The following is a 26,501-nucleotide window of genomic DNA, read 5'->3' as shown; positions in this document are numbered from 1 at the left end:
AACACATGAGCACTTTGCACAATTAAGGATAAGAAATGAGCAACAACGTAGATTTAAACAACCGTCCAGGTTACGACCAAGTCATCCAAGACATCGCAGACTATGTACTGAATTTTAAAGTGGAAAGCCAAGAAGCCCTCGATACCGCTCGTAATTGTTTAATGGACACCTTGGGATGTGGCTTACTCGCCCTTCGCTTCCCAGAATGTACCAAACACCTTGGCCCCATTGTACAAGGCACAGTGGTGCCCAACGGCGCTCGCGTGCCAGGTACGTCTTTATCGCTCGATCCAGTGAAAGCCGCGTGGGACATTGGCTGTATCATTCGTTGGTTGGATTACAACGATACTTGGTTGGCGGCGGAATGGGGACACCCTTCTGATAACCTAGGCGGCATTTTGGCAGTCGCCGATCATCTTTCACAAGTTCGATTGTCCAAGGGCGACAACCCAATGACCATGCGAGATGTATTGGAAGCCATGATCATGGCCCATGAAATCCAAGGCGTTATCGCGCTCGAAAACTCCTTTAACCGTGTAGGCTTATGTCACGTATTATTGGTTCGTGTCGCTTCGGTTGCCGTGGTAACGAAAATGATGGGCGGTGACAGGGAACAAATCATGGCGGCGATTTCGCAAGCTTGGGTCGATGGTTCAGCTTTGCGTACGTATCGTCATGCGCCAAACGCGGGCTCTCGTAAATCTTGGGCAGCGGGCGATGCAACCTCTCGTGCGGTTCGTTTGGCGGATATGTCCATGCGCGGTGAAATGGGCATTCCCGGTGTATTAACGGCGCCACAATGGGGCTTTTATGATGTGTCATTTTCAAAAACCAACAAAGACCAAGCCATCAAGCCAGAAGACAAGCGTCAGTTTTCTTTCTCACAAGATTACGGTTCCTATGTGATGGAAAACGTCTTGTTTAAAATTTCTTTCCCCGCCGAATTCCATGCCCAAACGGCAGCGGAAGCCGCGGTGACCTTACATCCTCAGGTGAAAGATCGTTTGGCCGACATAGACAAGATCGTGATTCGCACCCACGAATCCGCGATTCGTATCATCTCTAAATCGGGGCCATTAGCGAATGCCGCCGATCGGGACCATTGCCTGCAATATATGGCTGCCGTGCCATTGGCCTTTGGTAATTTAATCGCTGAGCACTACGAAGACGACTTCCATGCCGTCAATCCAATCATCGATGAACTGCGCAACAAAATGGAGATCGTCGAAGACAAACGCTTCACCGCTGAATATTTAGAAGCCGACAAACGCTCTATCGCCAATGCCATTCAAGTCTTCTTTAAAGATGGCACAAACACAGAAGAAGTCGTGGTGGAATACCCTGTCGGACACCGACGTCGTCGCGAAGAAGGCATTCCGTTGTTAGAACAGAAATTTAAAAACAACCTAGCCACGCGCTTCCCAAGCCATCAATGCCAAAGCATTTTTACACTTTGCAAAGATCAAACTGCCCTTGAAAATACGGCAGTAAATCGCTTCATGGATTTATTTGTTATCGCCTAGTCCATCATCAAAATACACTTTATTGCCTAGATAAACGAAAAAACACCCCTTTATGTGGGTGTTTTTTCATAGATCTATTCGCTAACTGAAACTTTTACATCAACCTTTTATTGAAAACAAAAAAACGCAAAAGTTTGTAACCATTTATTCTTACCTGTATCTTTCAGCGACAATAAAAACAACTCTCATCATAAGCCAAATCCCCTCTCATAAAACTCAAGGATTCCTTGTAATATGATCTCTGTTTTTAAAAAAGCATCACTGCCAAAACAACTCAGTTTTGGCACCTTTATTAGTATTCTGGTTATATTTACTGTTGTTGTATTCATAATAGACAGACTGTTTAGTCATGAAATAAACAATATTGTCAGCAGTCACCAAGAAAAAGAAGCGGAACTGGTTGCCGAGCAACTCGAGAGTAAGTATCAGCTGCTCACCAAAACGATAGAACGCTTCAGCAACCTATTAAGCAACCAATTAAATGGCATTTCGGTCGACAATAATCAAACAAAACCCAACCTAACCCTTAACGGCGCGATTCTTGATAGTAACGCTCAATTGATCGCGGACTTTTCTCGCTCAGCTCAAGTCGAAGTCAGCGTATTAGTTAAAACACCAAAGGGTTTAATAAGAGCAATTACCACTTTAAAAGATCAAAATGGTCAACCTGCAGAGGGAACGTTTGTTGATGCCGTTAACGCAATCAAAGCCGTTGAAACTTATCAGGGACAAGTTGGTCAAACGAGGCTTAACAATACTCAATACATCAGTCATTACGTCCGCATTCCTAACCAGACAAACATACTCCTTGAGTTGATGGTTCCTTACTCTGCTATTCTTGAATCATCCGCTCAATCGATTAATGCCATGAAATTTGGCAAAAGTGGTTACATTTACGTCACAGATACAGGTAAGAACGAAGGTGATATTCTTATTCACCCAAATTTAGTAGGAAAAAATTTGTATACTGAATTTCCTAGCTTGAAAAATACCTTTCAAAAAATGTATCAAGAAGATCACGGCATTATTTCCTATACACTTCAAATTGCTGGCAAAGGGGACACGGCTCGTTCCTCAAAAGCAGTTTATAAACATGTGAAAGGCTGGAATTGGGTTGTAACGTTAAAATCGTATAATGATGAATATCAGGCAGAAATTAACGGTATTTTATGGGCAATTATCGGAATATGTGTCGTAGCAGCACTGTTATTAAGCATAATTTTATGGGGTTTCATCCGTTATTCGTTGGCCCCATTACAGGAGATTTCTTCGGCACTCAATCAATTAGGCAAAGGCAATCTTACCTTCCGATTCAAACATAAAAAAGACTCGGACAGTAAAAATGAAATCGATTTACTGCAAAATGATTCCATCCTTATGCGTGATAATTTGATATCACTGGTAAACAACATATTAGGTTCTAGCCAAGAACTACTAAAATCGACAAAAGGCATCTCAGATGCCAACACCGATTTGCGTCACAGCGCACATAATAGCCAAGATGCTAGTGCCCAAGTTGGTTCTGCCATCACACAAATTGCGGCTTCAATCCAAGAAGTGGCACAAAGTTCTAACCAAGTTTCTGAAGAGTCCATTGCTGTCAGAAAACTCACTGAAGAAGGCAATAGTGCGGTTCAACAGGTGAAAAATACGGTAAGTGCTCTGTCATCCGCATTCAGTCAAGCCTCTAATACCATTCAAGAAGTCGAAAATAGTTCCAAAAATATTGGTGATGTGGTTACGGTTATCAGTAACATCGCTGAACAAACCAATTTACTTGCGTTAAACGCGGCAATCGAAGCCGCCAGAGCGGGCGAACAAGGTCGAGGCTTCGCTGTTGTTGCCGACGAAGTCCGTGTTCTTGCACAACGCACTCAGCAATCGACTGAGGAAATTCGCAGTGTCGTTGAACAATTACAAAGCAACAGTCGATCTGCGGTAAATGATATGGAAGAAGGACGCAATCAGGTCGATAACAGCGTACAACAAGCTATTTTCGCCAACAGTCTTTTGAATAAAATTTACCAATCTATTCAAAACGTTGAAATGGGCATCAATAATGTGGCCGCCGCCACAGAAGAGCAAAGTGTCGCTTCAACGCAAATTAATCAGAACTCTGAGGAACTTCAACAATCGGCTATTGCAACGCTTGAACGTGCTAATACGTCGCAGGAGCACAGCGTACAAATTAGTAAACTGGCTTCTCAATTGCAAAAAGACTTGGCGACTTTTACGTTGCACAAGCATCTTTAAAAGTTACCAAAAAAAGTTACTTACAGAACTCTTCGTTTGGCTCTGCCTTGTGGTCACAGTATGATAGTGTGACCACAAGGAAATTTTATTCATATGTCTGACAACCATCGCCATTGTTATATTTTAAAAGGCTCGCCCAGCGAGGTGTTATCTGACTTTCTTCGTCTTAGCGAAAATTTCACCACTCCCCTCATCGCGGCCTATGATGTAAGCCAATACAACAGCGCCCTTTTGTCCTCTGCGACCCCATTTACCACTTGCTCCTTTAAGCAAGCTAAACAGGCACTTGGCAGCAGCTACGATGCAATTTTGGTGGATTTAACTCATGGTGTTTCCGCCAGTGCTCTGGCTATTTTATCCGGTACCGTTCGGGGCGGAGGACTTTTTGCCATTGCATTGCCTGATGACGATTGGCTGTCAATGACAGACTTAGATTTATCACGTTATCTACCTTGGCCTTATGAACCGGAACAAGTACCGTCAAACTTTAAACGTTATTTGCTCACTACGCTGCAAGATGAGACATCGCCTTTTAAAGGGGTCTACAAAGACCAAAACAAAACGAGCCTGATAGCCGCACTTCCTGCTTTACCTGCTATAGAAGCCAATGCGCCCCTGACTCAAGAACAAGCCGACGCCCAATCCTGTTTATTGGCAGAACAAGCCCAATCTTATGTGCTCATGGCACCACGAGGTCGAGGGAAATCAACGTTATTAGGCGACAGCTTAGCCAAGCTTTTCATGGCCGGCAAACGCGTGGCGATCACGGCACCCAATCAAGATGCGATTGTGAGCCTCAAAGCTCGCTTTGAAGACTTTGTGGATATAAAGACAGCCACGTTGCCTTTTTTTGCGCCTGATGCCCTCATCAATGATTCGAGTCACTGGGACTTTCTCTTTGTGGATGAAGCCGCCATGATTCCTTTGCCTATGCTCATGGCCTTAAATGAAAAAGCCAAACATTGTCTTTTCAGCACCACAGATTATGGTTATGAAGGCGCAGGTAAAGGCTTTGGTATTCGCTTCTGTAACACCTTAGCTCGCCAGAAAACAACACAAGCCTTGGCGCTGCAAATGCTGATATTGAACCAACCTATTCGATGGGGGGGAAATGACCCACTGGAAAAATGGATCAATGATTGTTTCTTTTTAGCGGCACCTGAATCGACGATTGAAACACCTCAACACGAGCACAAAACCTCAGTCCAAGCATCACCCACCTTTAAACGGCTGACTGGCGTAGACTGGCTAGCAAATACTCACTTATTGGCTGAGACTTTCCAGCTTTTAGTCAGTGCACATTATCAAACGTCACCTGACAATTTGCGGTGGATTTTGGATGACCCTTCTGTCTCAACATGCCTTGCCTTGGTTAAGGGCAAGGTACAAAGTGTGGCGATTGTTACCGAAGAAGGTATTTTACCCTCAGCACTCAGTCAAGAAGTCATGCAAGGTAAACGCCGCCCAAGAGGCCATTTGGTACCACAGTCCTTACTGGCCCATGAAGGCATTGCTCAGGCTGGAGAGTACCGCTATTGGCGTATTAGCCGTATTGCTACCGTACAAAACCAGCAAAACCAAGGCTTAGCAAGTCTCCTATTGACACAGCTTGAACGCCTCGCACCTGAACAGTGTGATTTTCTTTGCACCAGTTTTGCAGCAACGCCCGATGTGGTGTCTTTTTGGCGAAAAAATGCCTACACGCCAATTCGATTAGGAACTGCTAAAGACCAAGCCAGTGGCAGCTACTCTTTGATGATGATAAAGCCAATGACAGAAGAAGCCAGCAAACTGGCTACAACTTGGCAAACTCGTTTCATTGAACACTTTTTACTTAACTTGCTACTGCAATACGCCGACTTACCAACGGATTTGATCCTGCTTATTTTAAAACAAAACCATGATCAACAAAAAAACCAACCCGCCCTAGTGCAACTATCGCCGCTGGACTTACAAGATATCGCTTTATTTGTTGAACATCACCGTCCCTTAGACAGCATTCGCTCCGTTTTTCTAAAGGCCATGCTGTCTCTCGCTTTGCAGGGGCTGATTGACCCTAACGATCCAACCGAAAAACTGGCGTTTGAAGCCGCTCTGGGCCGAGACATCAAACAGACACTGCAAAAAACGCAATTATCCGGTAAAAAAGCCATGCACCAAAGCTTCAAAAGCCTTCTAAAGAAGACTCTGCTCGCCAAATAGGCGGAACACCACCCATTTATATTTTATCATGTGTGCAATTCCCCCTATCCGATGATCCTTGAATAATAAAAAATAGTGAAAAAATCCTTACTAATCAAAACCCTATAACAAACTTAAAGACTTGGCATGAATTGTGTAAAGAGTATGGTTAGCGTCACCTGTTTTGCTCTGTCTGTTTCTTGCGCTACAAAGTGCGATGAATATCAGGCTAAAAACCAGGTAAACAATAATAATTCAGTTTTTTGGAGTCTTATAACAATGAAAAAAATCAGCCTTGCTCTTACCTCTTTGGCACTTGCACTTTCTGCTGGCACTGCTATTGCAAACTGCGATCCAGGTGAACGCGTTGTAAAATTCAGCCACGTAACAGGCGGTACAACTCACCCTAAAGTGGTGGCTGCAAATAATTTCGCAGACCGCGTAAACAAAGAAATGAATGGCAAATTGTGTGTTGAAGTTTTCCCAAACTCCACACTATTCGGTGACTCAAAAGAATTGGAAGCCCTTTTACTAGGCGACGTACAATTGCTTGCCCCTTCTCTTTCTAAATTCGGCTCTTATACTGACAAATACGGCGTATTCGATCTTCCGTTTATCTTTAAAGACATGGACCATGCCATCCGTTTTAGTAAGACACCAGAAGGTAAAAAACTATTACTGGAAATGGATGACTACGCAGGCTTCGTTGGTTTAGGCTACTGGATGTCAGGTATGAAATATTTTTCTGCCAAAAAACCTCTTTTGGTTCCTAGTGACGCAAAAGGCATGAAATTCCGTGTACAAACCTCTGACGTAGCGAAGCAAATGATCGCTGCAATGGGTGCATCCCCTCAAGCGATGGCGTTTTCTGAGGTATACGGCGCACTACAAACAGGCGTTGTAGACGGTCAAGAAAACACTTGGTCAAATATTTACACACAAAAATTCTACGAAGTGCAAGACAGCACAACCGATACAAACCATCAGTTGTTGGCTTACTTGTTCATGACGTCGTCTGAATTCATGAAGAGTCTGTCCCCAGAAGATCGTGCTCAATTCACACAAATTGCTGATGAAGTCACTCAAGAAGCCAACTTAAGTGTGAAAGCGGCAGAAGAAGAAAACCGCGATAACATCATCAAAGCTGGCGGTAAAATCAACTACCTAACACCAGAACAGCGCCAAGAATGGGTCAACACAATGAAACCTGTGTGGCAACAGTTCGAAAGCTATATTGGTAAGGATTTGATTGACGCGGCTGCTGGCGCTTAATCTTTTTCATCTTGCAACCAGCTGACCCCAACGGGTCAGCTTTTGTGGTTGTGTGGTGTCCTTTTAAACACTAATCGCTAGCCTACACTGGCGCAAAGCACACCAACACACTGCTTATTATTTTATACCGGTCCACTTAATACTAGGAGACCCCCATGGCATATTGGCCGCACCTTTATTTACTTATTTTTATATTAATCCTTTGGGTGTTAGAAAAGCGCTTCCCCAAAGTCATGGAACGAGCAGAAGAAAACCTTTTGATCCTAGTGATTTCGTCAATTATGGCGGTGTCTTTTGGTCAGGTCATCGCTCGTTATGGGTTTAATACTGGCTGGGATGCTGCGCTCGAATTCAACATGGTGGCTTTCTCTTGGCTTATTTTATTGGGCATGAGTTACGGCATCAAAACCAATCTTCACCTTGGCGTCGACATTGTGCTGAACGCGGTTCCTAAGCGTACAGCAAAAGTGTTGTCTTTAATCGGTGCCGCGGCGGCGATGCTCTATGGTTTAATCTTGCTTGATTCAACTTGGTTGGCGATGCTTGGCGTAAATGTCAGCGGTGGCGCAATTGAATACTGGTTGAAGATGTTCAAAATTGGCATAGGTTCAGAAGAATTGCGTTATCCAGAGTTCGTACAAGAGCTGTTTGGTTTACGTCCTCGCGTGCATCGTTGGCTCGTGCTGGTTGTTCTGCCTATTAGTTTAGCGTTACTTTCCTATCGTTCTTTACAAGCGTTTATTGATATTGCTCGAGATAAACGCAGCATGCTGATCAGTGGCCATGAGGCACAAGATCTTGTTAAAGAAAATCAAAACGTCTTGAAAGACTAACGCGGGAGCTTCATTGTGGAATCACTTATTCTCTTTTTATTGGTAATCGTCCTGCTGTTTATCGGCTTGCCGGTCGGTATCTCATTGGGCTTATCGTCCATATTGTTTATTACTTTTTTCTCACATGACTCTCTGTCATCTGTCGCCATATCTCTGTTTGGGGTTGGTCAACATTATACTTTGTTGGCTATCCCGTTTTTCATCATTGCCTCGTCTTATATGTCGACGGGAGGCGTGGCTAAACGACTAATCAACTTTGCAATCGCCAGTGTCGGTCACTTCCGTGGTGGCTTAGCCATGGCGTCGGTTTTGGCGTGTATGATGTTCGCTGCTTTGTCTGGCTCTTCTCCAGCAACGGTTGTGGCCATCGGTACGATTGCGATCGCAGGCATGGTGCAAGTGGGTTATTCAAAAGACTTCGCAGCCGGCATTATCGCCAACGCTGGTACATTAGGGATTTTGATTCCGCCTTCTATCGTGATGGTGGTATACGCGGCCTCTGTAAACGTTTCAGTTGGGCGTATGTTCCTTGCTGGTGTTATTCCGGGTTTGATCGCAGGCGGCATGTTGATGCTGGCTATTTATGTGGTCGCTCGTATTAAAAACCTACCGGCAGAAGAATGGAAAGGCTTCAGTCACATTGTTAAGGGTGGTAAAGAAGCGGGCTGGGGCTTGTTCTTAGTAGTCATCATCATGGGGGGTATTTACGGTGGTGTCTTTACGCCAACGGAAGCCGCTGTGGTTGCCGCTGTTTACTCCATGTTCATCGCCTTGTTTGTTTATCGCGATATGGGACCTTTGAAAGGCAAAACCTGGACCAATGACGAAGATGCCCCTCATGCACGTGTTGGCTTTAACGGCATGGTGTACGGTGTATCTTTCTTCCTAGTGTGGGAAATCATGTCTTTCTTCGCTTTCGCAAGCAGTGAAACCGTGACTGGTGGTGATCGTGCATTGTGGGGCGCTATTATGTCCGTGATCATCGCCATTTTTTACGTCTATAAACGCTCAAGCAAATTGGAAGCGTCCGTCGGTGCTTGTTTGGCCGCTGGAACACCAATCTGGGGACGTAACTTGTCTATGATGCTGCGTGGTTTTTTCCCTTCTTTGTTTGGTGAAGAATCTCGTAAGGTTATGCTTGAAGGCACAAAAACAACCGTTATGCTGATGTTTATCATTGCCAACGCTTTGTTGTTTGCCCACACGCTATCAGCAGAACGCATTCCACAAGCTATCACTGAATGGATGCTTGATGTTGGCTTTAACTGGTTTACCTTCCTAATTGCCGTCAACATCTTGTTGTTAATTGGTGGTCAGTTCATGGAGCCTTCTGGTCTATTGGTTATCGTGGCCCCTATCGTGTTCCCTATTGCGATGGAGCTAGGCGTCGACCCTATTCATCTAGGTATCATCATGGTGGTAAACATGGAAATCGGTATGATCACGCCACCTATTGGTCTCAATTTATTTGTGACTTCCAGTATCACTGGCATGAGTTTAGCTCGCGTAGTGAAAGCTGCGATGCCATTTGTCTTGGTATTGATGGTGTTCTTAGTGATGGTCACTTATATTCCAGCACTTTCTACCGCTCTACCATACAGCATAATGGGACCAGAGATTATTCAGTAACCCTCTCTGATCTTCTCAGCGTACTCCCTACTGTACGCAAAAAGTTTATACAGTTTAGCGCCCTTCGGGGCGTTTTTTTTGCATAGGATTAGAAGGACTGAGAAAGGATATGGTAGCCACTTAACGCCGATCATTCTCTTATCAACCGCTAAGTGACTTATCTTAAGAAGGAAAAGCTTACGTTATGAATCAAAAAACACCGAAGCGTGTAAATCATTTATCCTCAAAATGACCGGCCGTCGCAAAAACGCCACCTTGATAAAGCAACACAGGATCATCTGAACGTAATAGCGGATCATTGCGCAGCACTTCTTCTTCAAACTCGGCAGAGGAATCCTGTGGTTGCCACCCAATAAAATTAGCATGACTATTATCCCACCATGACCATGGATTATTCGAAGCACCATAAATCATGGTGCAACCTAAGCGATTGACTACAAACACTCTTTTAATCAAATTCGCCAAGTCCCTTTCACTTAGCCAAGTGGCTAGCATACGACGATTCACCGGTTTAGGCAGACAACTGCCAATTCGAATCAAAGCAGACTCAATACCAAATTTATCAAAATAATATTGGGCAACTAATTCCCCAAAACCTTTTGACACACCGTATAAACTGTCTGGCCGCATTGGACTTTTATTATCTAACCGCTCTTCACGAGAATGGAAGCCTGTAAGATGGTTTGAACTCGCAAAAATAATGCGCTTCACCGACTGTTGGCGAGCCGCTTCGTAGATATGATAACCTCCTTTTAGATTACCATTCATGATGTTTTCAAAGCTTCCTTCGACAGATACACCACCTAGATGAATAATGCCATCGCAGCCTTTAACAAGCGCGACAACGGACGCTAAATCCCCCAGATCACATTTAACAAAAGACTCACCTTTGTTTAGCTCTGTGATTGGCACTATGTCTGATAAAACCAGTTCGTCGGCCCAGCCCACTAGCGCTTTTCTCATCGCTGAGCCAAGCGTACCCGCTGCGCCAGTTAATAAAATACGTTTCATTTACGCCCCCTTAACACGTTGAGCTTTAAAGACCATTGATCCAATTAGGCAGAGTCATTGATACCGCTGGAACAAATGTTACCAACATCAGCGCGGCTAAAATCGCCAAATAAAATGGCCAAATACTTTTCACTGCTTTTTGAATCGACACGCCACCTATAGCGCAGCCTACGAACAGACACCCACCAACCGGAGGCGTACAGAGTCCCAACCCTAAATTCATCATCAGCATTACGCCAAAATGGATCGGATCCATGCCTAGACTAATTGCCACTGGAAGGAAGATAGGTGTACAGATAAGAATTAACGCAGCCATGTCCATAATCATGCCCAACAAAAGCAAGATTAGGTTCATCATTAGCAAAATAACAATGGGGTTATCAGAGATGGAGGTTAAAGTCTCAGCTAATACTCTTGGCACTTCGTATAGGGCTAACATGTAACCAAATGCAGACGCACAACCCACTAAGATCATCACTAAACCTGTGGTTCGAACAGAACGTATCACCGCAATCCAAAAATCTTTTAGACTTAAAGAACGGTACACTAACCCTGTGATGATGATGGCGTATATTGCACCAATAGCACCCGACTCCGTCACTGTAAACACACCAGATAGCGCACCACCGACAACAATCACGGCGGTAATCAATCCCGGAACAGAAGCCAAAAAGGCTAAAAATACCATTTTAAATCCGGGAAACGTCTCCGTCGGAAAATGCTTTCGAATCGCAATCCAACGCGCCACTAATCCCAAGAATAAACACATAAGAATGCCAGGTACCACTCCCGCCATAAATAAACTGGCGACAGAAATACCACCACCCGCTGCCACAACGTACAAGATCATATTGTGACTAGGTGGGATCATGATACCGGCAATGGAGGACGTCACCGTTACGTTGACGGCGTAATCATCATCGTAGCCTTTCTCTTTCATCACAGGAATTAACAAGGAGCCTAATGCCGAAACATCCGCAACCGCCGATCCGGAAATCCCCCCAAATAACATGCTAGAAAACACATTTACCTGACCTAAACCACCACGCATCCAACCCACTGCAGACGAAGCAAGACGGATTAACCGTGCGGCGATACCGCCATGTAACATCAGTTCACCAGCAAAAATAAAAAAAGGAATTGCGAGAAGAGAAAACGTTGAAGTGCCCGCGACAATACGCTGAAAGCCGATCATCAAAGGCAAACCTTCGTACCAAAAAGCCGAAATGGCTGCCATCCCCAAAGCAAACGCCACAGGAACACCAATGAAAGTAAGTAATGCAAACAAACCTAATAAAATCGCCAATCCCATGTTACTGATCCCCTTTTACGCGTGAAGAAAGTGAATCAGTCGCTTCAGACTCAGGTTCTACAATAAATAACGCCATCACCCCCATTACGACCCGATAACCAGAAAACAACGACATCAACACCCCACAAGCAACCACGGGGAAATAGCGAACACCATCCGATATACCCAATAGAGAAATTGTTCGCAGCCAAGCAAAATCGACTAAGGCTTTGCCATATACCAACATCGCCACACCAAAAGCCAGTAACGTTAGATCAATCACAACATTAATGATCTGGTTAAACCGCTTTGGCACACACAATGACAAGATATCAACACTTAGATGGGTACGTTCATGTATACCAACAGCGGCGGCTAAAAAGGTGATATTCGTCACCAACAATAAAGCCATTTGCTCTACCCAAGTCGGCGTATCATTCAACACATAACGACCAAATACCAACCAGCCAAAAGAGGCAACAAGCACGACCAAAAACACCCCAGACAATGCCATAGCAAGGTAAGCAAGCGCATCTAAAAAGGTTTTGATAGGAATCTGTTTAGAGTGAAAAGAATCCATAGAGCTACTCATTCTGTCAAAATCATCAAACAAAGCTTATTGATAGACCATCATCAAATAAGCTTCGCCAAGAGAAACGCAAGACGTATAAGGTCAGCCTTACACGCCTTTAATCGCCATTACTGTGTATTTTGAATTTGCTCGATGAAGCTCTTGAGAGTGGGATTGTCTTTTACCGCTTTAGCATAAACGGGTTTCATTGCATCTTGGAAAGCAGATTTGTCTTGGATTTCGTTGAACTTAACCCCTGAGGCTAAAACTTTTTTACGGCTTTGAGCATCGCCTTCCGCCCATAACTTACGTTGTAATACGGAGCTATCACGTGCTGCTTTTTTCACAGCGACTTGATCGGCTTCAGACAAACTATTCCATGTTTTTACGTTGACACATAAACACTCCGGCAAAATTAAATGCTCGGTTAATGAATAATAAGGCGCCACTTCAAAATGGTTACTCGTGTCATACGATGGCCAGTTATTTTCAGCACCATCGACCACACCAGTTTTCAAAGATTGATAGACTTCTGAATAGGCCATAGGGGTTGCATTGCCACCTAAAGCTTCTACCATGCCAACATATAATTCATTGTTCATAACACGAAATTTTTCGCCTTTCATATCCGCTGGCGTTTGTATCGGCTTAGATGTGTTGTAGAAAGACCTAGCACCACCGTCGTACCAAGCCAAAGAAATAATGCCTTGTTTCGCCATCGCCTCACTTAATTGATCACCAACGGGGCCATCCATGACACGATGCATATGATCCAAATTTTTAAAAATGAAAGGCAAAGAAACCACGTTAACCTCAGGTACCGCCTCCCCCATTGGCCCTAAATTAAAGCCCGCAAATTGGATCGCGCCCACTTGCAACATTTGAATAGAATCGGACTGACTTCCTAGTACACCGCCGTTGTAGACACGACCACTAACACGACCATCTGTCACTTTATTGGCTTCTTTAATGAAGGATTCCATGGCTACCGTAACAGGGTAATCGGCGTTGTGGATATTCCAGCCTTTCCATTCTGCCTGAGCCAGAGCGGAAAAAGTGACAGAAGAAACAGCAGTAACAAGTGCTAAGGTCGTTCTGAGTGTTTTAGAGTGAAGCTTTATTATCATTGTTATATCTCCAAGTGCTAACGTTTAATTTTTCCCACCAAATAGTTAAGAAACAGCTTTTCAAAAAAAACGCATAAACTTAACAAATTTATTTGTAACACAATGGCTATCAAAGAAACAACAGTCATACTATGAATTTTAGACTATTTTTTACTCAACCATGGCAATCACCTATTAAGCCAACATCAAGGCATGTGTTACATTAACAACAACCTAATTTCAGCCCTACAGCAGAACACTGACACTGAGTCTTCAAAACATGCCACCGATCAAAAAAAGCAAAACAAGTTTACCTCAACAAACGGCTGAAAAAATTCGTCGTCGCATTCATACACAAGGCATGAAAGTAGGGGATAAATTACCCACCGAACCAAATCTAATGGTTGAGTTTAATGTCAGTCGTACCGTCCTTCGTGAGGCTATCGCGACATTGAAAGCAGAAGGCTTAGTTGAAGCAAAACAAGGCATTGGCGTCTTTATTGCGCAACCTAAGGCAACCCTTTCCCTGTTGCTGCAAAAAAGTACCCAGACCCTTACGGATACCATAGAGTCTCTAGAACTCAGGACTGCTGTGGAAGTAGAAGCGGTTGCATTAGCGGTGGCTCGTTGTTCCCTTGCCCAAGAAGCAGATCTTTATCGTTGCTATGATGCCTATGAGAAAAAAGCTCAAAATGGCGAAATCGCAGAACAAGAGGATTTTGAGTTCCATCTTGCGATCGCCAGAGCGACCAACAACCAACACTTTATCGACTTTTTGGAGCTATTAGGAAAACGCACTATACCGCGAGCTCGACTAAGGGAAGAAGCTGGCTTGCCACGAGACCCCGCCATCGAAAAAACGCTAAACAGCGAACATAAAGCCATTCTGGATGCCATCGTGGCACGTGATACCAAGGCCGCACAACAAGCAATACGCAAGCACCTTCACAATGGCTGCGAACGTTATCGTGCCTTAATGAGAGAAATCGAACGCAGCAAGTCATAGTATGACCTACGGCGTATTTGCATTTTTTACATCTTCATGGCATTGATTAGACTTCACTCTGTGGCGTTTTTTTGTTTTGATGGTAAGAACAATTTATATTGCATCAATAAGGATTTTTATGACGCCCAAAAAACGCTGGTTACCCCATTTCTGTTTACTGAGTTTATTCGTTACCGGACAAATGGCGTTAGCAGCGGGACAAGCTGCCGATGCGGTCGCCCCAGAAGGGGCGAGTGGCATTCAACAAAAGACGCTCGTGCAAGCAAAGGATTTCATGGTCGCCACAGCCAACCCAGAGGCAAGCAAAGCCGGTTACGATGTGCTAAAAGCAGGCGGCTCAGCAATAGACGCACTGGTTGCTGTACAAATGGTACTGGGGTTAGTCGAGCCACAATCTTCAGGTTTAGGCGGTGGCGCTTTCGTGGTGTATTACGACGCCGTCAATAAAAAGCTCACCACCTTTGATGGCCGCGAAACAGCACCACAAGAAGCAACACCAGAACTTTTTCAAGATGAAAACGGTGAACCGCTTGCCTTCTACGACGCGGTTGTTGGTGGCCGTTCTGTCGGCACGCCAGGCACAGTCAAACTCATGGGAGATCTTCACACTCGCTATGGAAAAATGCCGTGGGCAGATCTATTGGCTCCAGCGGAAAAACTCGCTCAAGAAGGCTTTATTGTCTCACCACGCTTGGCTGGTGCCATCAAAGAAAGTGCCGAACGCCTATCACGCTATCCTGAAACCAAAGCGTATTTTTTTAATCTAGATGATACACCTGTCGAAGCCGGTAGCCGTTTACAAAACACCCAGTACTACACAACCCTACGCACACTTGCCACTTATGGCGCTGACGAGTTTTACAGTGGACAAATTGCTCAAAACATTATCTCTCAGGTACGCGGTGCACTCGACAATCCAGGTGTATTATCGGAAAAAGATTTTGCCAGCTACCGGATCAAAGAACGTGCCCCTGTGTGCTTGCCTTATAAGGAATACGACATTTGTGGCATGGGACCACCGAGTTCTGGAGCCTTGACGGTTGGGCAAATATTGGGAATTACCGAACACTTTGATCTTGCTAAATTAGGGGCCAATTCACCAGAAGCTTGGCAAATTATCGGTGACGCATCTCGTCTTGCTTTTGCTGATCGTGGCCGTTACATAGCAGACACAGACTTTGTGCCTATGCCACAAGGTTTATTGGATAAAAGCTACCTCGCCGAACGGGCAAAATTAATCACACCAGGAAAAGCCTTAACCTCTGTTGCAGCAGGCGAACCAGAATGGCGACACCCAGTTAAACAAGCTGACGACATTTCCATAGAGTTACCTTCGACCAGTCATATCTCCATCGTCGACAAAGAAGGCAATGCGGTCTCGGTCACAACCACCATTGAAAACGGTTTTGGCTCCCATCTGATGACCAATGGTTTTTTGCTGAACAACGAATTGACCGATTTTTCTTTTAAAACCTATCAAGATGGCTATCCCATTGCCAATCGTTTAGAACCCGGTAAACGCCCTCGCTCTTCCATGTCTCCTACCATTGTAATGAAAAATGATAAGCCCTACTTGGTCGTCGGCTCTCCTGGCGGTTCTCGTATAATAGGTTACGTCGCTAAGACACTGATTGCACACCTTGAGTGGGGAATGGACATACAAGATGCCATTTCACTGCCTAATGTGCTTAACCAATTTGGCACCTTTAATATTGAAAAGGACACCCAAGCGACGGCTTTAGAAAAAAATCTTACAGAGATGGGCTTCAAAGTATCGATACAAGACTTAAACTCTGGCGTACAAGGAATCGTCATCGATAATAATGCCTTACTCGGTGGTGCAGACCCAAGACGAGAAGGCCTAGTACTGGGAGATTGAGCACCAGGAGATTAGCACTAAGCTCGTTACATCATTAAGGCAAAGGACTGCCAAATTAATCTTAACGCCATTAGCGTCAACACTAGGTTAAAAATACGGTGAAAATAGCGGTCGGGCATGCGTTTTAGCAATTTCAGCCCGATCCAAGTTCCCAATGCGCCACTCAAAATCATACAAACTAACAAAGGTAACCACGTACTAAGAGGAAAACCAGCCGCTTCAAACACGACGACCTTCAAAATATGCTGTAACGACATCGCCATAGCAAACGTTGCCACAGTCCGAAAGCGATCCTCGTGAATTTGTTTAACAAACGCGGCGACCAAGGGCCCTGTCGCCCCGGCAAACAGTGTAATAAAAGTCGTCACACCACCCGCAATCACGGTTCCCCATGCTCCTAAAACCATCTTAGGTAACTTAGGCCCCCAACATAGATACAAAATAAACAAGGCAATGGTCAAGTACATAATGGCAGGAGGTAAAGCCACTAACACAAAGCTACCAATAAAAGCCCCCAACAAAGCACCGGGCAAAAAAGCTCCGATCAACTTCCAATCAATATGCCGCCAACTCATGGCCGCGCGCCCAGCGTTTGACCCTAATTGCGCAACGCCATGCAGTGGAATAATCAACTGTGGCGGCAAGACCTGCGCCATTACTCCTAGCAACATCACCCCACCACCAGCACCAAAGCTCGCGGTGAAAAAAGAGGTCACTCCTGAAATAAGCACAAGAAGAAAAAAGATAGGCGGCGATACTTGCTCAAACAAAAGCGCAGATAAAGTCATACAGTCGGCAAAAAGTCAGCAAAAATGAGGCCATTAGAATACCAAAATGGGCCTTAGAAATATCATCAAGCCCATTAGTGTTGGTAATAGCGACTACACAAGAGCGTCTATTATTGTTTGTAAATATCTTTATCCAGCCCGTATTTACGCATTTTATCGTAGAGGGTTTTACGCGGTAGCCCAAGCGCATCCATGGTGTCTTTGATGGAGCCTTTTTGACGCAGCAGTTCTTGTTCTAGTAGCGTTTTTTCAAAGCGCTCTATCTGTTCTGGTAGCGTCATTACACCGGGATTGTTTTCATTGATAATGATCTGATCAAACTCAAACGAACCCGCTTCTCCCATCAGCACATAGCGCTCGGCGAGATTGCGTAACTCACGCACATTCCCAGGCCAATCATAACTTAACAAACTGTGCATACGCGCAGCAGACAGTGGTTCCGACTCACGCTTATATTGCGCAATAGCGACCAGACAAAAGTGCTGCCACAGCAAGGAAATATCATCTTTGCGTTCCCGTAGTGGCGGAATGTCAACTCGTACGACGTTGAGTCGGTAATACAAATCTTCACGAAACGTCCCACTTTCGCTCAGTTGTTTTAAATCCACTTTAGTGGCCGCCAAAATGCGCAGGTCCAGATCAATCGCTGTATTAGAGCCCAAACGCTCTAAACGGCGCTCTTCTAATACACGCAACAAACGAATTTGCATCGACATGGGCATGCTTTCAATTTCATCTAAAAAGAGTGTGCCGCCATTGGCGTGTTCCAACTTACCAATACGTTGAGCTTTGGCATCGGTAAAGGCACCTTTTTCATGGCCAAAGAGTTCAGATTCCATAATCGAATCCGGCACTGCACCACAATTAATTGCCACGAATGTACGACCTCGACGAGAACTGTGCTCATGGATATAACGCGCCACCAACTCTTTTCCTGTGCCGGTTTCTCCCTGAATCAAAATATCCGCCCCGGTGTCCGCCACATGCAATAGGGCCTGACGCAAACGATGAATCCCCGGCGTATTACCAATAATCCTTGGGCCAGGCGCATTCTGCGCAACCAATTCTAAACGTAAATTACGGTTTTCTAGGGTTAAGCGTCTTTTCTCTGAAGCACGGCGCACCACTTCAAGAAAATCTTCATTGGAAAAAGGCTTTTCAATAAAATCATAGGCGCCATCCCGAATGGCGCTCACCGCCATGCTGATATCACCGTGACCTGTGATCAGAATAAAGGGGATCTCTGCATCAATCTTTTTCACTTCTTCGAACAGTTCAAGACCACTTTTGCCTGGAAGGTTGATGTCACTCACAATCACGCCAGACCAATCTAAAGACAACCTTTCCACCACGCCTTGCGCTGATGCAAACTCAAGAACTTGAAAATCTTCAAGCTGCAAAGTCTGAGAAATGGCCATACGAACCGCTTGCTCATCATCAATTAAAAGTACTTGCTTGCTGTCCGGCATTAGATTTCCTCTTTAGACTCTTTAGAAAGAGACTGGGACGACTGGTGATTAAAACGAGGTAGCCTAACACAAAACTCGGCACCGCCAGCATCTCGATTATAGGCGCTAATTTGCCCGCCCATTGCTTCCACAATACGCTGACTAATAGACAAGCCTAGCCCCAATCCTAAACCTGACGATTTAGACGTGAAAAACGGCTCAAACAAATGTCGAATCGCATCATCACTCAAACCGTTACCCGAGTCTTGAACACAAATCACAATATGATTTTCCTCGCAAGTTTGCTCGATACACACACATTTAGGGTTATCCGATGCCTCTAATATAGCATCGGCTGCATTGGCTAAAAGATTCACCAGTACTTGCTCCAAAAAGACCATATCGCCATTCACGATAAAACCTTGATCCTCTGTCACCTGCAACTCGATGCCCACTTCTTTGTAACGTGGCCCCATGATTTTCAATGCGCCCATTATCGCGGTTTGCACAGCAATCGGCCCTTGGTGAACATCGCCTTTGCGCGCAAAGACCTTAAAGCGCGCAATAATATCGCCCATGTGGTGGCCTAATTGGCTAATGTGCTGCAAATTCGTATGGGCTTGTTCGTATTGACCGCGGTCTAAAAACTTCAAACCGTTTCCGGCAAAGGCTCGAATCGCAGTCAAAGGCTGGTTTAATTCATGGTTTAACCCCGCACTTAATTGCCCTAATACTGCCAACTTCGCGGTTTGAATCAACTCCCGTTGCGTTCCTTTATGCTCTTCTATCTCGTGACGCAATCGAATATTAGCGCCCTCTAACTCAACGGTACGTTCTTTTACTCGTGCCTCTAATTCTATTCGCGCCTGAGTAATGTCTTGCTCATAACGTTTGCGCTCGGTCATGTCATGAAAAGTGACCAGATAGCTCAACCGATTTGGTAACTGCATTTTACACAAGGTCATTTCAACTGGAACGGCCTGATTGGAATAGCATAAATGCCCTTCCCGAGTCAGCACTTTAATACCTAAATCATTGGTAGCATCCCAAAAGTCTGCATGGGAAGAGAGAGAGCTAGCGTCTTGTTCATCGGGTTGAAATAACCGCCCCAGTGGCTGCCCAACTAAAGGAGCCAAAGGTCGTCCCACCAGTCGTTCCACCGCTGGATTAAAAGATTCTATTTTGTGGTGTTCATCCAAGGTCACCAAACCCGCTTGTGTATTTTGGATGACTTCACGAATATACGCTTGGTTGTGGCGTGTCATTTCATTGGCATCGGAACGCTCTCTAAGCATTCGACGACGCAGCATAGCCAAACCGAACAACAAGGCCGTAATAGTGACACCACCCGCGAAAATGGCTCGCCATAGGGAGATCTCCTCGTTGATAATTTTTAGCGGCGCCAAAATGGATATTTGGAAATCCAACAGCCGAATAGGACGACTCATTCTTAAAAAAGAGAGCCGCTGCAATTCCTCTGTACCGTTCGTGACGGTGTTTTCCAACACATCAACAATCTGCGACTTTTCATCAAACGGCTTTTGATAAACAATCGCTAGCTTTTCAATCGACTGCCCAAAGTAGCGCTGAGAGTCGGCAATACGTTGTAACTCAATATGAGATAGCTCCCCTAACACGCGATATAACCAATGTGGCCGAGAGCTACTAAACACTATGTTATCTGGATCTAATAAAAGAAATTCATAATTTTGACTGGCAAAACGCTTTTCAAATTGTGTTAAGTCCACTTTGACGACCGCAATACCTATGATCGAACTGCCGTCATAAACAGGGTATGAAAAATAATAGCCTCGGCGGTTAGACGTGGTGCCAAGCGCATAATAACGTCCTGGCTTGCCTTGAATAGCCTCTTTAAAATAGGGACGAAAAGAAAAATTGCCACCAACAAAGCTGGCCTCTTCTCGATAATTCGAGGCGGCAATGGTTAAACCATCGGTGTTTAAAATATAACTGTCTGATGCTTCGGTGATACGGTTAATTTGTTCAAGTTCACGATTAAGCTGATTAATGTCCGACTCTAAACCATCACGCAGCGCCTTTTTTACCCTATCGTTTGAAGCTAATAGCGTCGGCATGTGCTGATACTTAGCAATGGCACTTTCAAGCACGCTAGCAAGCTGATTCAACTGCTCAAAAGAGTCAATTCGTAAAGCTTTGATTTGCTGGTTCCGTAAAGCCTCTCCGCCTTTCCAAATCAGCAATACCACCACCAAAAAGACGCCAAGATACAGCCAAATGAGCTGCCTAGACGAAAATAGCCATCTCATGTTAAAAGCGTACTTGTCTTTCAATGCGCTCATCTAAAATACCTTGTTGTTATTATCGCTCATAACTTGTCGTAACATGATTAAGCTCTAGCGTGAGCAAAGGGTAAGACCTCAGCAATATGCGACTTATGACACAATAACATCAACAACCGATCCACGCCTAACGCCACGCCCGCACAATCCGGTAAGCCATTACCTAAGGCCGTAATCAATCGTTCATCAAATTGCCGATTCGCCAAACGCATTTCTTGGCGTGTTGCCTTGTCTTCAGCAAAACGCCTTGCTTGCTCTTTGGCATCGGTCAATTCGTGGTAGCCATTTGCCAGTTCCATACCTTGCCAATACAGCTCAAAACGGGCCGCGACTTGCTGGCCTTTTTCGTCCAAATGCGTTTTAGCAAGGGCCGCTTGAGAAGCGGGATAACTGTGCACAAAACAAGGGACATATTTGCCAATAGCAGGCTCTACAACACTGGAAAAAAGCAGCTCCAGCAGTGTGTCTCTATCATTTTCTTGAAGGCCATATTCCGTATGCTCATGAGCGCATTTTTGTAACTGGAACACTGTCGCCGCAAAAGGATCCAGTCCAGTGTGGCGTAAAAATGCCATTTGATAACTGAGTCGCTCGCACGTCAACGAAGCATCCTCTAATAACACAGACAACAAAGCTTGGATCTCATCCATCAATTGCCAATGATCAAAACCCACTCGATACCATTCCAACATGGTAAATTCGATGCTATGACGACGGCCTATTTCCTCGGCTCGAAACACTTTCCCTAATTGATAGATAGAACCAGAACCCGCACACAATAAACGCTTCATAGCGAACTCTGGAGAGGTCTGAAGATAGTAAGTAAGGTCTTGGCCTTGGGAGCGCGTCTTGCTAGTTAACACTTCAATATGTGGATCAGTGATACTGCCCAGTGACAAACATTGAGTGTCCACCTCCATCACATCTCGAGTATCAAAAAAAGCGCGAATCGCTTTCAGTAACTGAGCGCGCTTTTGCAAAATAGAAAGATCTGCACTGGGTTGCCACAAAGAAGCGTCGTACATAGAAAAACACTCTGAAAAATAAAGTGCATCATAGCAAATACCGCGTTACATATTTACTTTACTCAACAATATTTTAATGCCTGCCGCGCCAAACATGAGTGCGAAGGCAGCGTCAAAGCCGCGTTTCATTTTGAAATAGCCTTGGCGCATTTTTGGATTCGAAAACAACACAGCGTAGCCCAAATTTATGCAGGCACTTTGAATCGTTAATAAGGCAATCACAGACAACAAACCTTGTGTGGAAACCGAACTCGGCATCCCCATGGCGAATAACGATCCTAGAAACAAAATCGCTTTAGGATTGGTTAAGTGGATGGCCAAACCACGAAAATACGCAGAGAGAAGAGACCTTTGTTTGGTATCCAACGTGGCCAACATTTTGCTTGCATCCGATTTATTAGCCATTGCTGAACGGCAAGATTTGTAAGCTAAGAATAATAAATAAACTGCACCAACATAACGTAAGCTTTCGAATAGCCAAACATTCGCATACAGCACAGCACCTAAACCAAAGGCTGCTGAACAAGACCAAAATAGCGAGCCTGTGAGTATACCTAATGCTAACGCCAAACCTTGCACTCTCCCCTGATTCATTGACGTAGATGCAATCGCCAATGTCGCAGGCCCAGGACTCGCCATAGCAACAAACGCCCCTATTAATATCAGGACATAGTGGATTTCTTGCATGAATCACCTCTCAGTCTTTTAAAGAAACGTAATTGCGGCAATGCCATTTGCCCGACAAACAGACCTAATAAAATCAGCACAGCAGCGATGATCTGATTCGTTTCTATTGGCTCGTTGTAAAACCAATAACCGCCTAAAATACCAAACACAGGCACCAATAACGTCATTGGCGCGACCGTCGAAACGGAATATTTCATGATCATTTTATTCCAAAACCAGTAGCCCAACAGTGTGGTCGGATAAGCTTGGAATAATGCAGAAAATAATGTCCATTGAGTAAATTGATTCGGCAACTCAGCGACAACTTGCATCCCTTCAGACATAACGGCTAATAACAACAAAGGCAAAGGAGCAAACACCATCCCCCATATATTAAACGCAAAAATAGCTTTTGTGTTCGCGCGCTTTACGATCAAACCATTGACGCTCCAAAACACAGACGCCATCAATACCAAAATTAAGCCCTTGCCAGTCACGGAACCACCTTGGGCTTGCATAATCAAAGCAAGCCCAAGTAACGCGAGTCCAGCGCCAAGCAATTTATTGCGGGTAATGGTTTCGTTTAAGCACAACCAACCTACCAATAAGCTGCTAACCACACTCATGTCCAACAACAAAGACGCCATGCCCGCCGAGACACCCGCACCTATCGATAACGTCGTTAATCCCCACACGCCGACACCAAAAGACAAGCCATAAGCGATCAAATAACGCCACGGCACGTCCGGTTTCTTAATAAAAAAAATCAAAGGAAACACCGCAAAACTAAAACGCAACGCGGTAAGCACCAAAGGATGAACACTGTTCACACCAAGCTTGATCACGCTGAAATTCAATCCCCATAATGCCATCAAAACAAACAGCAAGCCAAAGTCTCGTAGTTTCATTATTCGTTCCTAGTAAATAAAATCTGCTCTAAACAATATCGAAGGCGCTCAATTACACGCTGTGTTTCTACTCGAAACTACCGCCTACCTCTCAGAAACACCGCGTGTAACTGAACATAGCTAAGCATTTCCTTCAGAAAGAAGTATCACTAGAAAACAAAAAAGAACACAGATTCAATTTTTTATAAAAATAAGAGTACAATCCAAAGAAAGGAAATACTTTGAGGGAATGTTATGGCGCTTTACGAAACACTTGCTCAGCATTATATCGACGACATACAAGCGCAACGTCTGCCTGCGGGAAGCCGTTTGCCAGCACTACGGACAATGGCCAAGCAGCATCAAGTCAGCATGACAACAGCCACAAAAACCTATGACTATCTTCAACAGACCGGTTGGATTTATGCGCAGCCGCAGTCTGGGTACTTTGTTGCCAACCAAATTGAAGCAACCAGCTTTCCAAGCCTAAACATCAAAAGTATTGAACAGCGCGACCCAAAACGCTTTGCGCCGTTAAATGGCTATAACCCTGCCTCGGCGCTTTTTAGTCCGCTTGGCACCTCAATGATTTCTCCAGAATTACAGCCGAGCGTCGCACTGCAACGCAGCATTAAACGTGTCACTCAAAGAGCAGGAAAACACCTATTTCAATATCCAGAAACACAAGGTGACAAAGGCCTGAGAAGCGCCCTTGCGGAACATTTTCGCCATGACAATCTAGCCTTTTCAGCAGCCGACTTTGTGATTACCAATGGCTGTATTGATGCAGTAAGACTGGCGATAGAAAGCGTCACCAAAGCAGGTGACACCATTGCCATTAGTTCACCTTGTTTTAGTGGGTTACTCGATTTGCTCAGTGCCCTATCTCGCAAAGTGATTGAAATCCCTATTAGTGACAAAGGCTTGGACTTAGACCTTCTCGAAACCTTGCTGCAACAGGGTTTGATTAAAGCTTCCCTGTTCAGCACATCGAATATGAATCCAACTGGCATAACACTGCCCGTTGAACAAAAACAAGCACTCGTCACATTAACAACGCGATACAAAACACCCATGATAGAGGACGATGTGTATTTCGAGTTAAGCCATCAGAAGCAACACACGCTACCAGCGAAATATTGGGACAAAGAAGGTTACGTGATTTGGTGCGGGTCTTTTTCTAAGACGCTCGCCGCCGGACTGCGGCTGGGTTGGAGTCTTCCTGGGCGATATTTTACGCCTTATCTTAATCAACATGCCTTAACCAGCTTTGGGGTGAATGGGCTTATACAGACTTGTTTGGCTGAATTTATTAACACAGGCGAATATCGCTCTCATGTGAATAAAATACGCACCGTATTGAACCAACACATTCACAGTTATCAGCAGTTTTTGATCAAACATTTACCCAGCCATGCCAAAATCAGCGTCCCACACGGCGGCATTGTGCTTTGGGTGCAGATCCCCGATTTAAATGCGCCACAGCTTGAAAAAGAAGCCAATAAACAAGGTATCGACATCCGTAGCGGCGCGTGTTTTAGCACCCACGACTTTTATCACGACTGCTTCCGCATCAACTGCGGCTGGCCACTGGAAAATACTGGGGATAAACACAGTACTTATCAACAATTGATCCGTTTATGTCACTTAATTCACCAATTACTGCACCCAAGGACAACATCAGATTAGGACAATTGCACATTTACTCCTTCAATCCTAACCTTTAGATCAATAAAAGCGTCCCAAACTCTCTAGGCAAGCATTAAGAGAAACAGGAAGAGGAATAGTTACTATGTCTTATCGTTCAGTAAAACTGATTAAACGCCCGACGCTAGAAATCACGGAAGATGTCTTTAACATTGTCACCCAAGACATTCCAACGCCAAAAGAAGGCGAAGTACTCGTTAAGCTTTCTCATCTTTCTTTAGATCCCGCTATGCGCGGTTGGATGAGCCCTGATGAAAACAGCTACATTCCCCCCGTAAAATTAGGCGATACCATGCGCGCCAGTGGTATTGGCGAAGTTGTCGAGTCTAATAATGAGAAATTCCCTGTTGGTTCCCGTGTGATGGGTCTTATGGGGTTGACGGAATACGCCATCAGCGATGGCAATGGGCTGAACATGATTCCAAAAGAGTTGCCCGCTGAAGCGATTTTATCCGTTATTGCCCTACCCGGCATTACGGCCTACCACGGTGTGTTTGAAGTGCTTAAACCAGAAGCAGGTCAGACGCTTATCGTCACAGCGGCAGCGGGTTCAGTTGGCTCTCTTGTCGGTCAGATGGCGAAAAACCTTGGTTTAACGGTTGTTGGCGTGGCAGGTTCGGATGATAAATGCCAATGGCTCACCAAAGAGTTAGGCTTTGACCACGCAATTAATTACAAAGACGCTGATTTTGTTGAACAACTGACCAATGCCACACGGAACGGCATCGATCTGTTCTTTGAAAACACCGGTGGCGCAGCACAAGGGCCAATCTTTGATCGCATGAATCCCCATGGTCGCATTGCCGTTTGTGGTCTTATTGCCGACTATCAAAAAGAAGAAGCCTCTCCTGGCCCAAGCTGGATTGGGATTATCAAACGCCGCTTGTCTATTCAAGGCTTCACCATGCCAGACCATTTTCATCGCATTCCAGAATACGGCCAAGCATTGGGTGCTATGTTAGGTAAAGGTGAGCTACAGTACCGGACTCATGTCATTGAAGGTATCGAAAGCGCAACCAGCGGTATTAACTTATTGTTTGAAGGTAAAAATACTGGCAAGTTGATCGTTAAACTATAACGACTTGCACATGGAACGCCTTTGCA

At 44.8% G+C, this 26,501-nt stretch carries 20 protein-coding genes; 10 read left to right on the top strand and 10 right to left on the bottom strand.

From position 1 onward, the window contains the following. The first annotated feature begins 35 nt into the window (after positions 1 to 35). The 6 genes from prpD (at position 36) to DKT73_RS12505 (ending at position 9,691) form a co-directional block, all read left to right on the top strand. Positions 36 to 1,523, top strand: coding sequence for a 2-methylcitrate dehydratase (gene prpD, locus DKT73_RS12530; RefSeq protein ID WP_111638891.1), 1,488 nt, complete (start codon positions 36 to 38; stop codon positions 1,521 to 1,523). Between the two features lie 234 nt (positions 1,524 to 1,757). Then, positions 1,758 to 3,776, top strand: a complete 2,019-nt coding sequence (locus DKT73_RS12525; protein WP_111638890.1) for a methyl-accepting chemotaxis protein — start codon at positions 1,758 to 1,760, stop codon at positions 3,774 to 3,776. Between the two features lie 93 nt (positions 3,777 to 3,869). Further along, on the top strand, positions 3,870 to 5,978 hold the full coding sequence (locus DKT73_RS12520; protein ID WP_111638889.1) for a tRNA(Met) cytidine acetyltransferase TmcA: 2,109 nt from the start codon (positions 3,870 to 3,872) through the stop codon (positions 5,976 to 5,978). Positions 5,979 to 6,236: 258 nt separating this feature from the next. Next, the gene (locus DKT73_RS12515) at positions 6,237 to 7,229 is read left to right on the top strand and encodes a TRAP transporter substrate-binding protein (protein ID WP_111638888.1); all 993 of its coding nucleotides are present in this window, start codon (positions 6,237 to 6,239) and stop codon (positions 7,227 to 7,229) included. A gap of 155 nt (positions 7,230 to 7,384) precedes the next feature. Beyond that, complete coding sequence (locus DKT73_RS12510) at positions 7,385 to 8,062, top strand: TRAP transporter small permease (protein WP_111638887.1); 678 nt, start codon at positions 7,385 to 7,387, stop codon at positions 8,060 to 8,062. A gap of 15 nt (positions 8,063 to 8,077) precedes the next feature. Further along, positions 8,078 to 9,691, top strand: a complete 1,614-nt coding sequence (locus tag DKT73_RS12505) for a TRAP transporter large permease (protein ID WP_111638886.1) — start codon at positions 8,078 to 8,080, stop codon at positions 9,689 to 9,691. Positions 9,692 to 9,904: 213 nt separating this feature from the next. Here DKT73_RS12505 and DKT73_RS12500 read toward each other — a convergent pair whose 3' ends face one another. The 4 genes from DKT73_RS12500 to DKT73_RS12485 form a co-directional block, all read right to left on the bottom strand. After that, a complete protein-coding gene (locus tag DKT73_RS12500; RefSeq protein ID WP_111638885.1) occupies positions 9,905 to 10,702 on the bottom strand; it encodes an NAD-dependent epimerase/dehydratase family protein in 798 nt (265 codons plus the stop codon). A 25-nt stretch (positions 10,703 to 10,727) separates the two neighbouring features. Further along, positions 10,728 to 12,014 carry a TRAP transporter large permease gene (locus DKT73_RS12495; RefSeq protein WP_111638884.1) on the bottom strand — a complete coding sequence of 429 codons (1,287 nt, stop codon included), beginning with the start codon at positions 12,012 to 12,014 and terminating at the stop codon, positions 10,728 to 10,730. Position 12,015: 1 nt separating this feature from the next. After that, positions 12,016 to 12,573, bottom strand: coding sequence for a TRAP transporter small permease (locus DKT73_RS12490; RefSeq protein WP_111607072.1), 558 nt, complete (start codon positions 12,571 to 12,573; stop codon positions 12,016 to 12,018). Positions 12,574 to 12,692: 119 nt separating this feature from the next. Further along, entirely contained in the window at positions 12,693 to 13,691 is a 999-nt protein-coding gene (locus DKT73_RS12485) for a TRAP transporter substrate-binding protein (protein WP_111638883.1), read from the bottom strand. A gap of 259 nt (positions 13,692 to 13,950) precedes the next feature. On the opposite strand from DKT73_RS12485, the gene DKT73_RS12480 reads away from it, so the two are divergent. Next, positions 13,951 to 14,676: a FadR/GntR family transcriptional regulator gene (locus DKT73_RS12480; RefSeq protein ID WP_111638882.1), complete on the top strand. Its 726-nt coding sequence runs from the start codon at positions 13,951 to 13,953 to the stop codon at positions 14,674 to 14,676. 118 nt (positions 14,677 to 14,794) lie between these two features. Further along, complete coding sequence (gene ggt, locus DKT73_RS12475; protein WP_111638881.1) at positions 14,795 to 16,555, top strand: gamma-glutamyltransferase; 1,761 nt, start codon at positions 14,795 to 14,797, stop codon at positions 16,553 to 16,555. 26 nt (positions 16,556 to 16,581) lie between these two features. Here ggt and DKT73_RS12470 read toward each other — a convergent pair whose 3' ends face one another. The 6 genes from DKT73_RS12470 to DKT73_RS12445 form a co-directional block, all read right to left on the bottom strand. Further along, positions 16,582 to 17,343 (bottom strand): sulfite exporter TauE/SafE family protein, encoded by a 762-nt coding sequence (locus DKT73_RS12470; RefSeq protein ID WP_111638880.1) that lies wholly within the window; start codon positions 17,341 to 17,343, stop codon positions 16,582 to 16,584. Positions 17,344 to 17,453: 110 nt separating this feature from the next. Further along, positions 17,454 to 18,812 carry a sigma-54-dependent transcriptional regulator gene (locus DKT73_RS12465; RefSeq protein WP_111638879.1) on the bottom strand — a complete coding sequence of 453 codons (1,359 nt, stop codon included), beginning with the start codon at positions 18,810 to 18,812 and terminating at the stop codon, positions 17,454 to 17,456. Then, positions 18,812 to 21,112, bottom strand: coding sequence for an ATP-binding protein (locus tag DKT73_RS12460; protein WP_111638878.1), 2,301 nt, complete (start codon positions 21,110 to 21,112; stop codon positions 18,812 to 18,814). The genes DKT73_RS12465 and DKT73_RS12460 overlap by 1 nt, the downstream gene beginning before the upstream one ends. Positions 21,113 to 21,159: 47 nt before the next feature. Then, positions 21,160 to 22,137: an EF-P lysine aminoacylase EpmA gene (epmA, locus tag DKT73_RS12455; RefSeq protein WP_111638877.1), complete on the bottom strand. Its 978-nt coding sequence runs from the start codon at positions 22,135 to 22,137 to the stop codon at positions 21,160 to 21,162. 45 nt (positions 22,138 to 22,182) lie between these two features. After that, the gene (locus DKT73_RS12450) at positions 22,183 to 22,824 is read right to left on the bottom strand and encodes a LysE family translocator (RefSeq protein ID WP_111638876.1); all 642 of its coding nucleotides are present in this window, start codon (positions 22,822 to 22,824) and stop codon (positions 22,183 to 22,185) included. Next, positions 22,800 to 23,711, bottom strand: coding sequence for an EamA family transporter (locus DKT73_RS12445; RefSeq protein WP_111638875.1), 912 nt, complete (start codon positions 23,709 to 23,711; stop codon positions 22,800 to 22,802). Before DKT73_RS12445 ends, DKT73_RS12450 begins: the two co-directional genes overlap by 25 nt. 234 nt (positions 23,712 to 23,945) lie before the next feature. Between DKT73_RS12445 and DKT73_RS12440 the strand changes: the two genes are divergently transcribed. Both DKT73_RS12440 and DKT73_RS12435 read left to right on the top strand, forming a co-directional pair. After that, positions 23,946 to 25,379 (top strand): aminotransferase-like domain-containing protein, encoded by a 1,434-nt coding sequence (locus DKT73_RS12440; protein ID WP_111638874.1) that lies wholly within the window; start codon positions 23,946 to 23,948, stop codon positions 25,377 to 25,379. Positions 25,380 to 25,482: 103 nt separating this feature from the next. Further along, on the top strand, positions 25,483 to 26,475 hold the full coding sequence (locus DKT73_RS12435) for an NADP-dependent oxidoreductase (RefSeq protein WP_111638873.1): 993 nt from the start codon (positions 25,483 to 25,485) through the stop codon (positions 26,473 to 26,475). Positions 26,476 to 26,501: the final 26 nt, after the last annotated feature.

The organism is Marinomonas shanghaiensis (assembly GCF_003259175.1).
Lineage (GTDB): Bacteria > Pseudomonadota > Gammaproteobacteria > Pseudomonadales > Marinomonadaceae > Marinomonas > Marinomonas shanghaiensis.
This window is presented reverse-complemented; position numbering and strand designations above follow the sequence as displayed.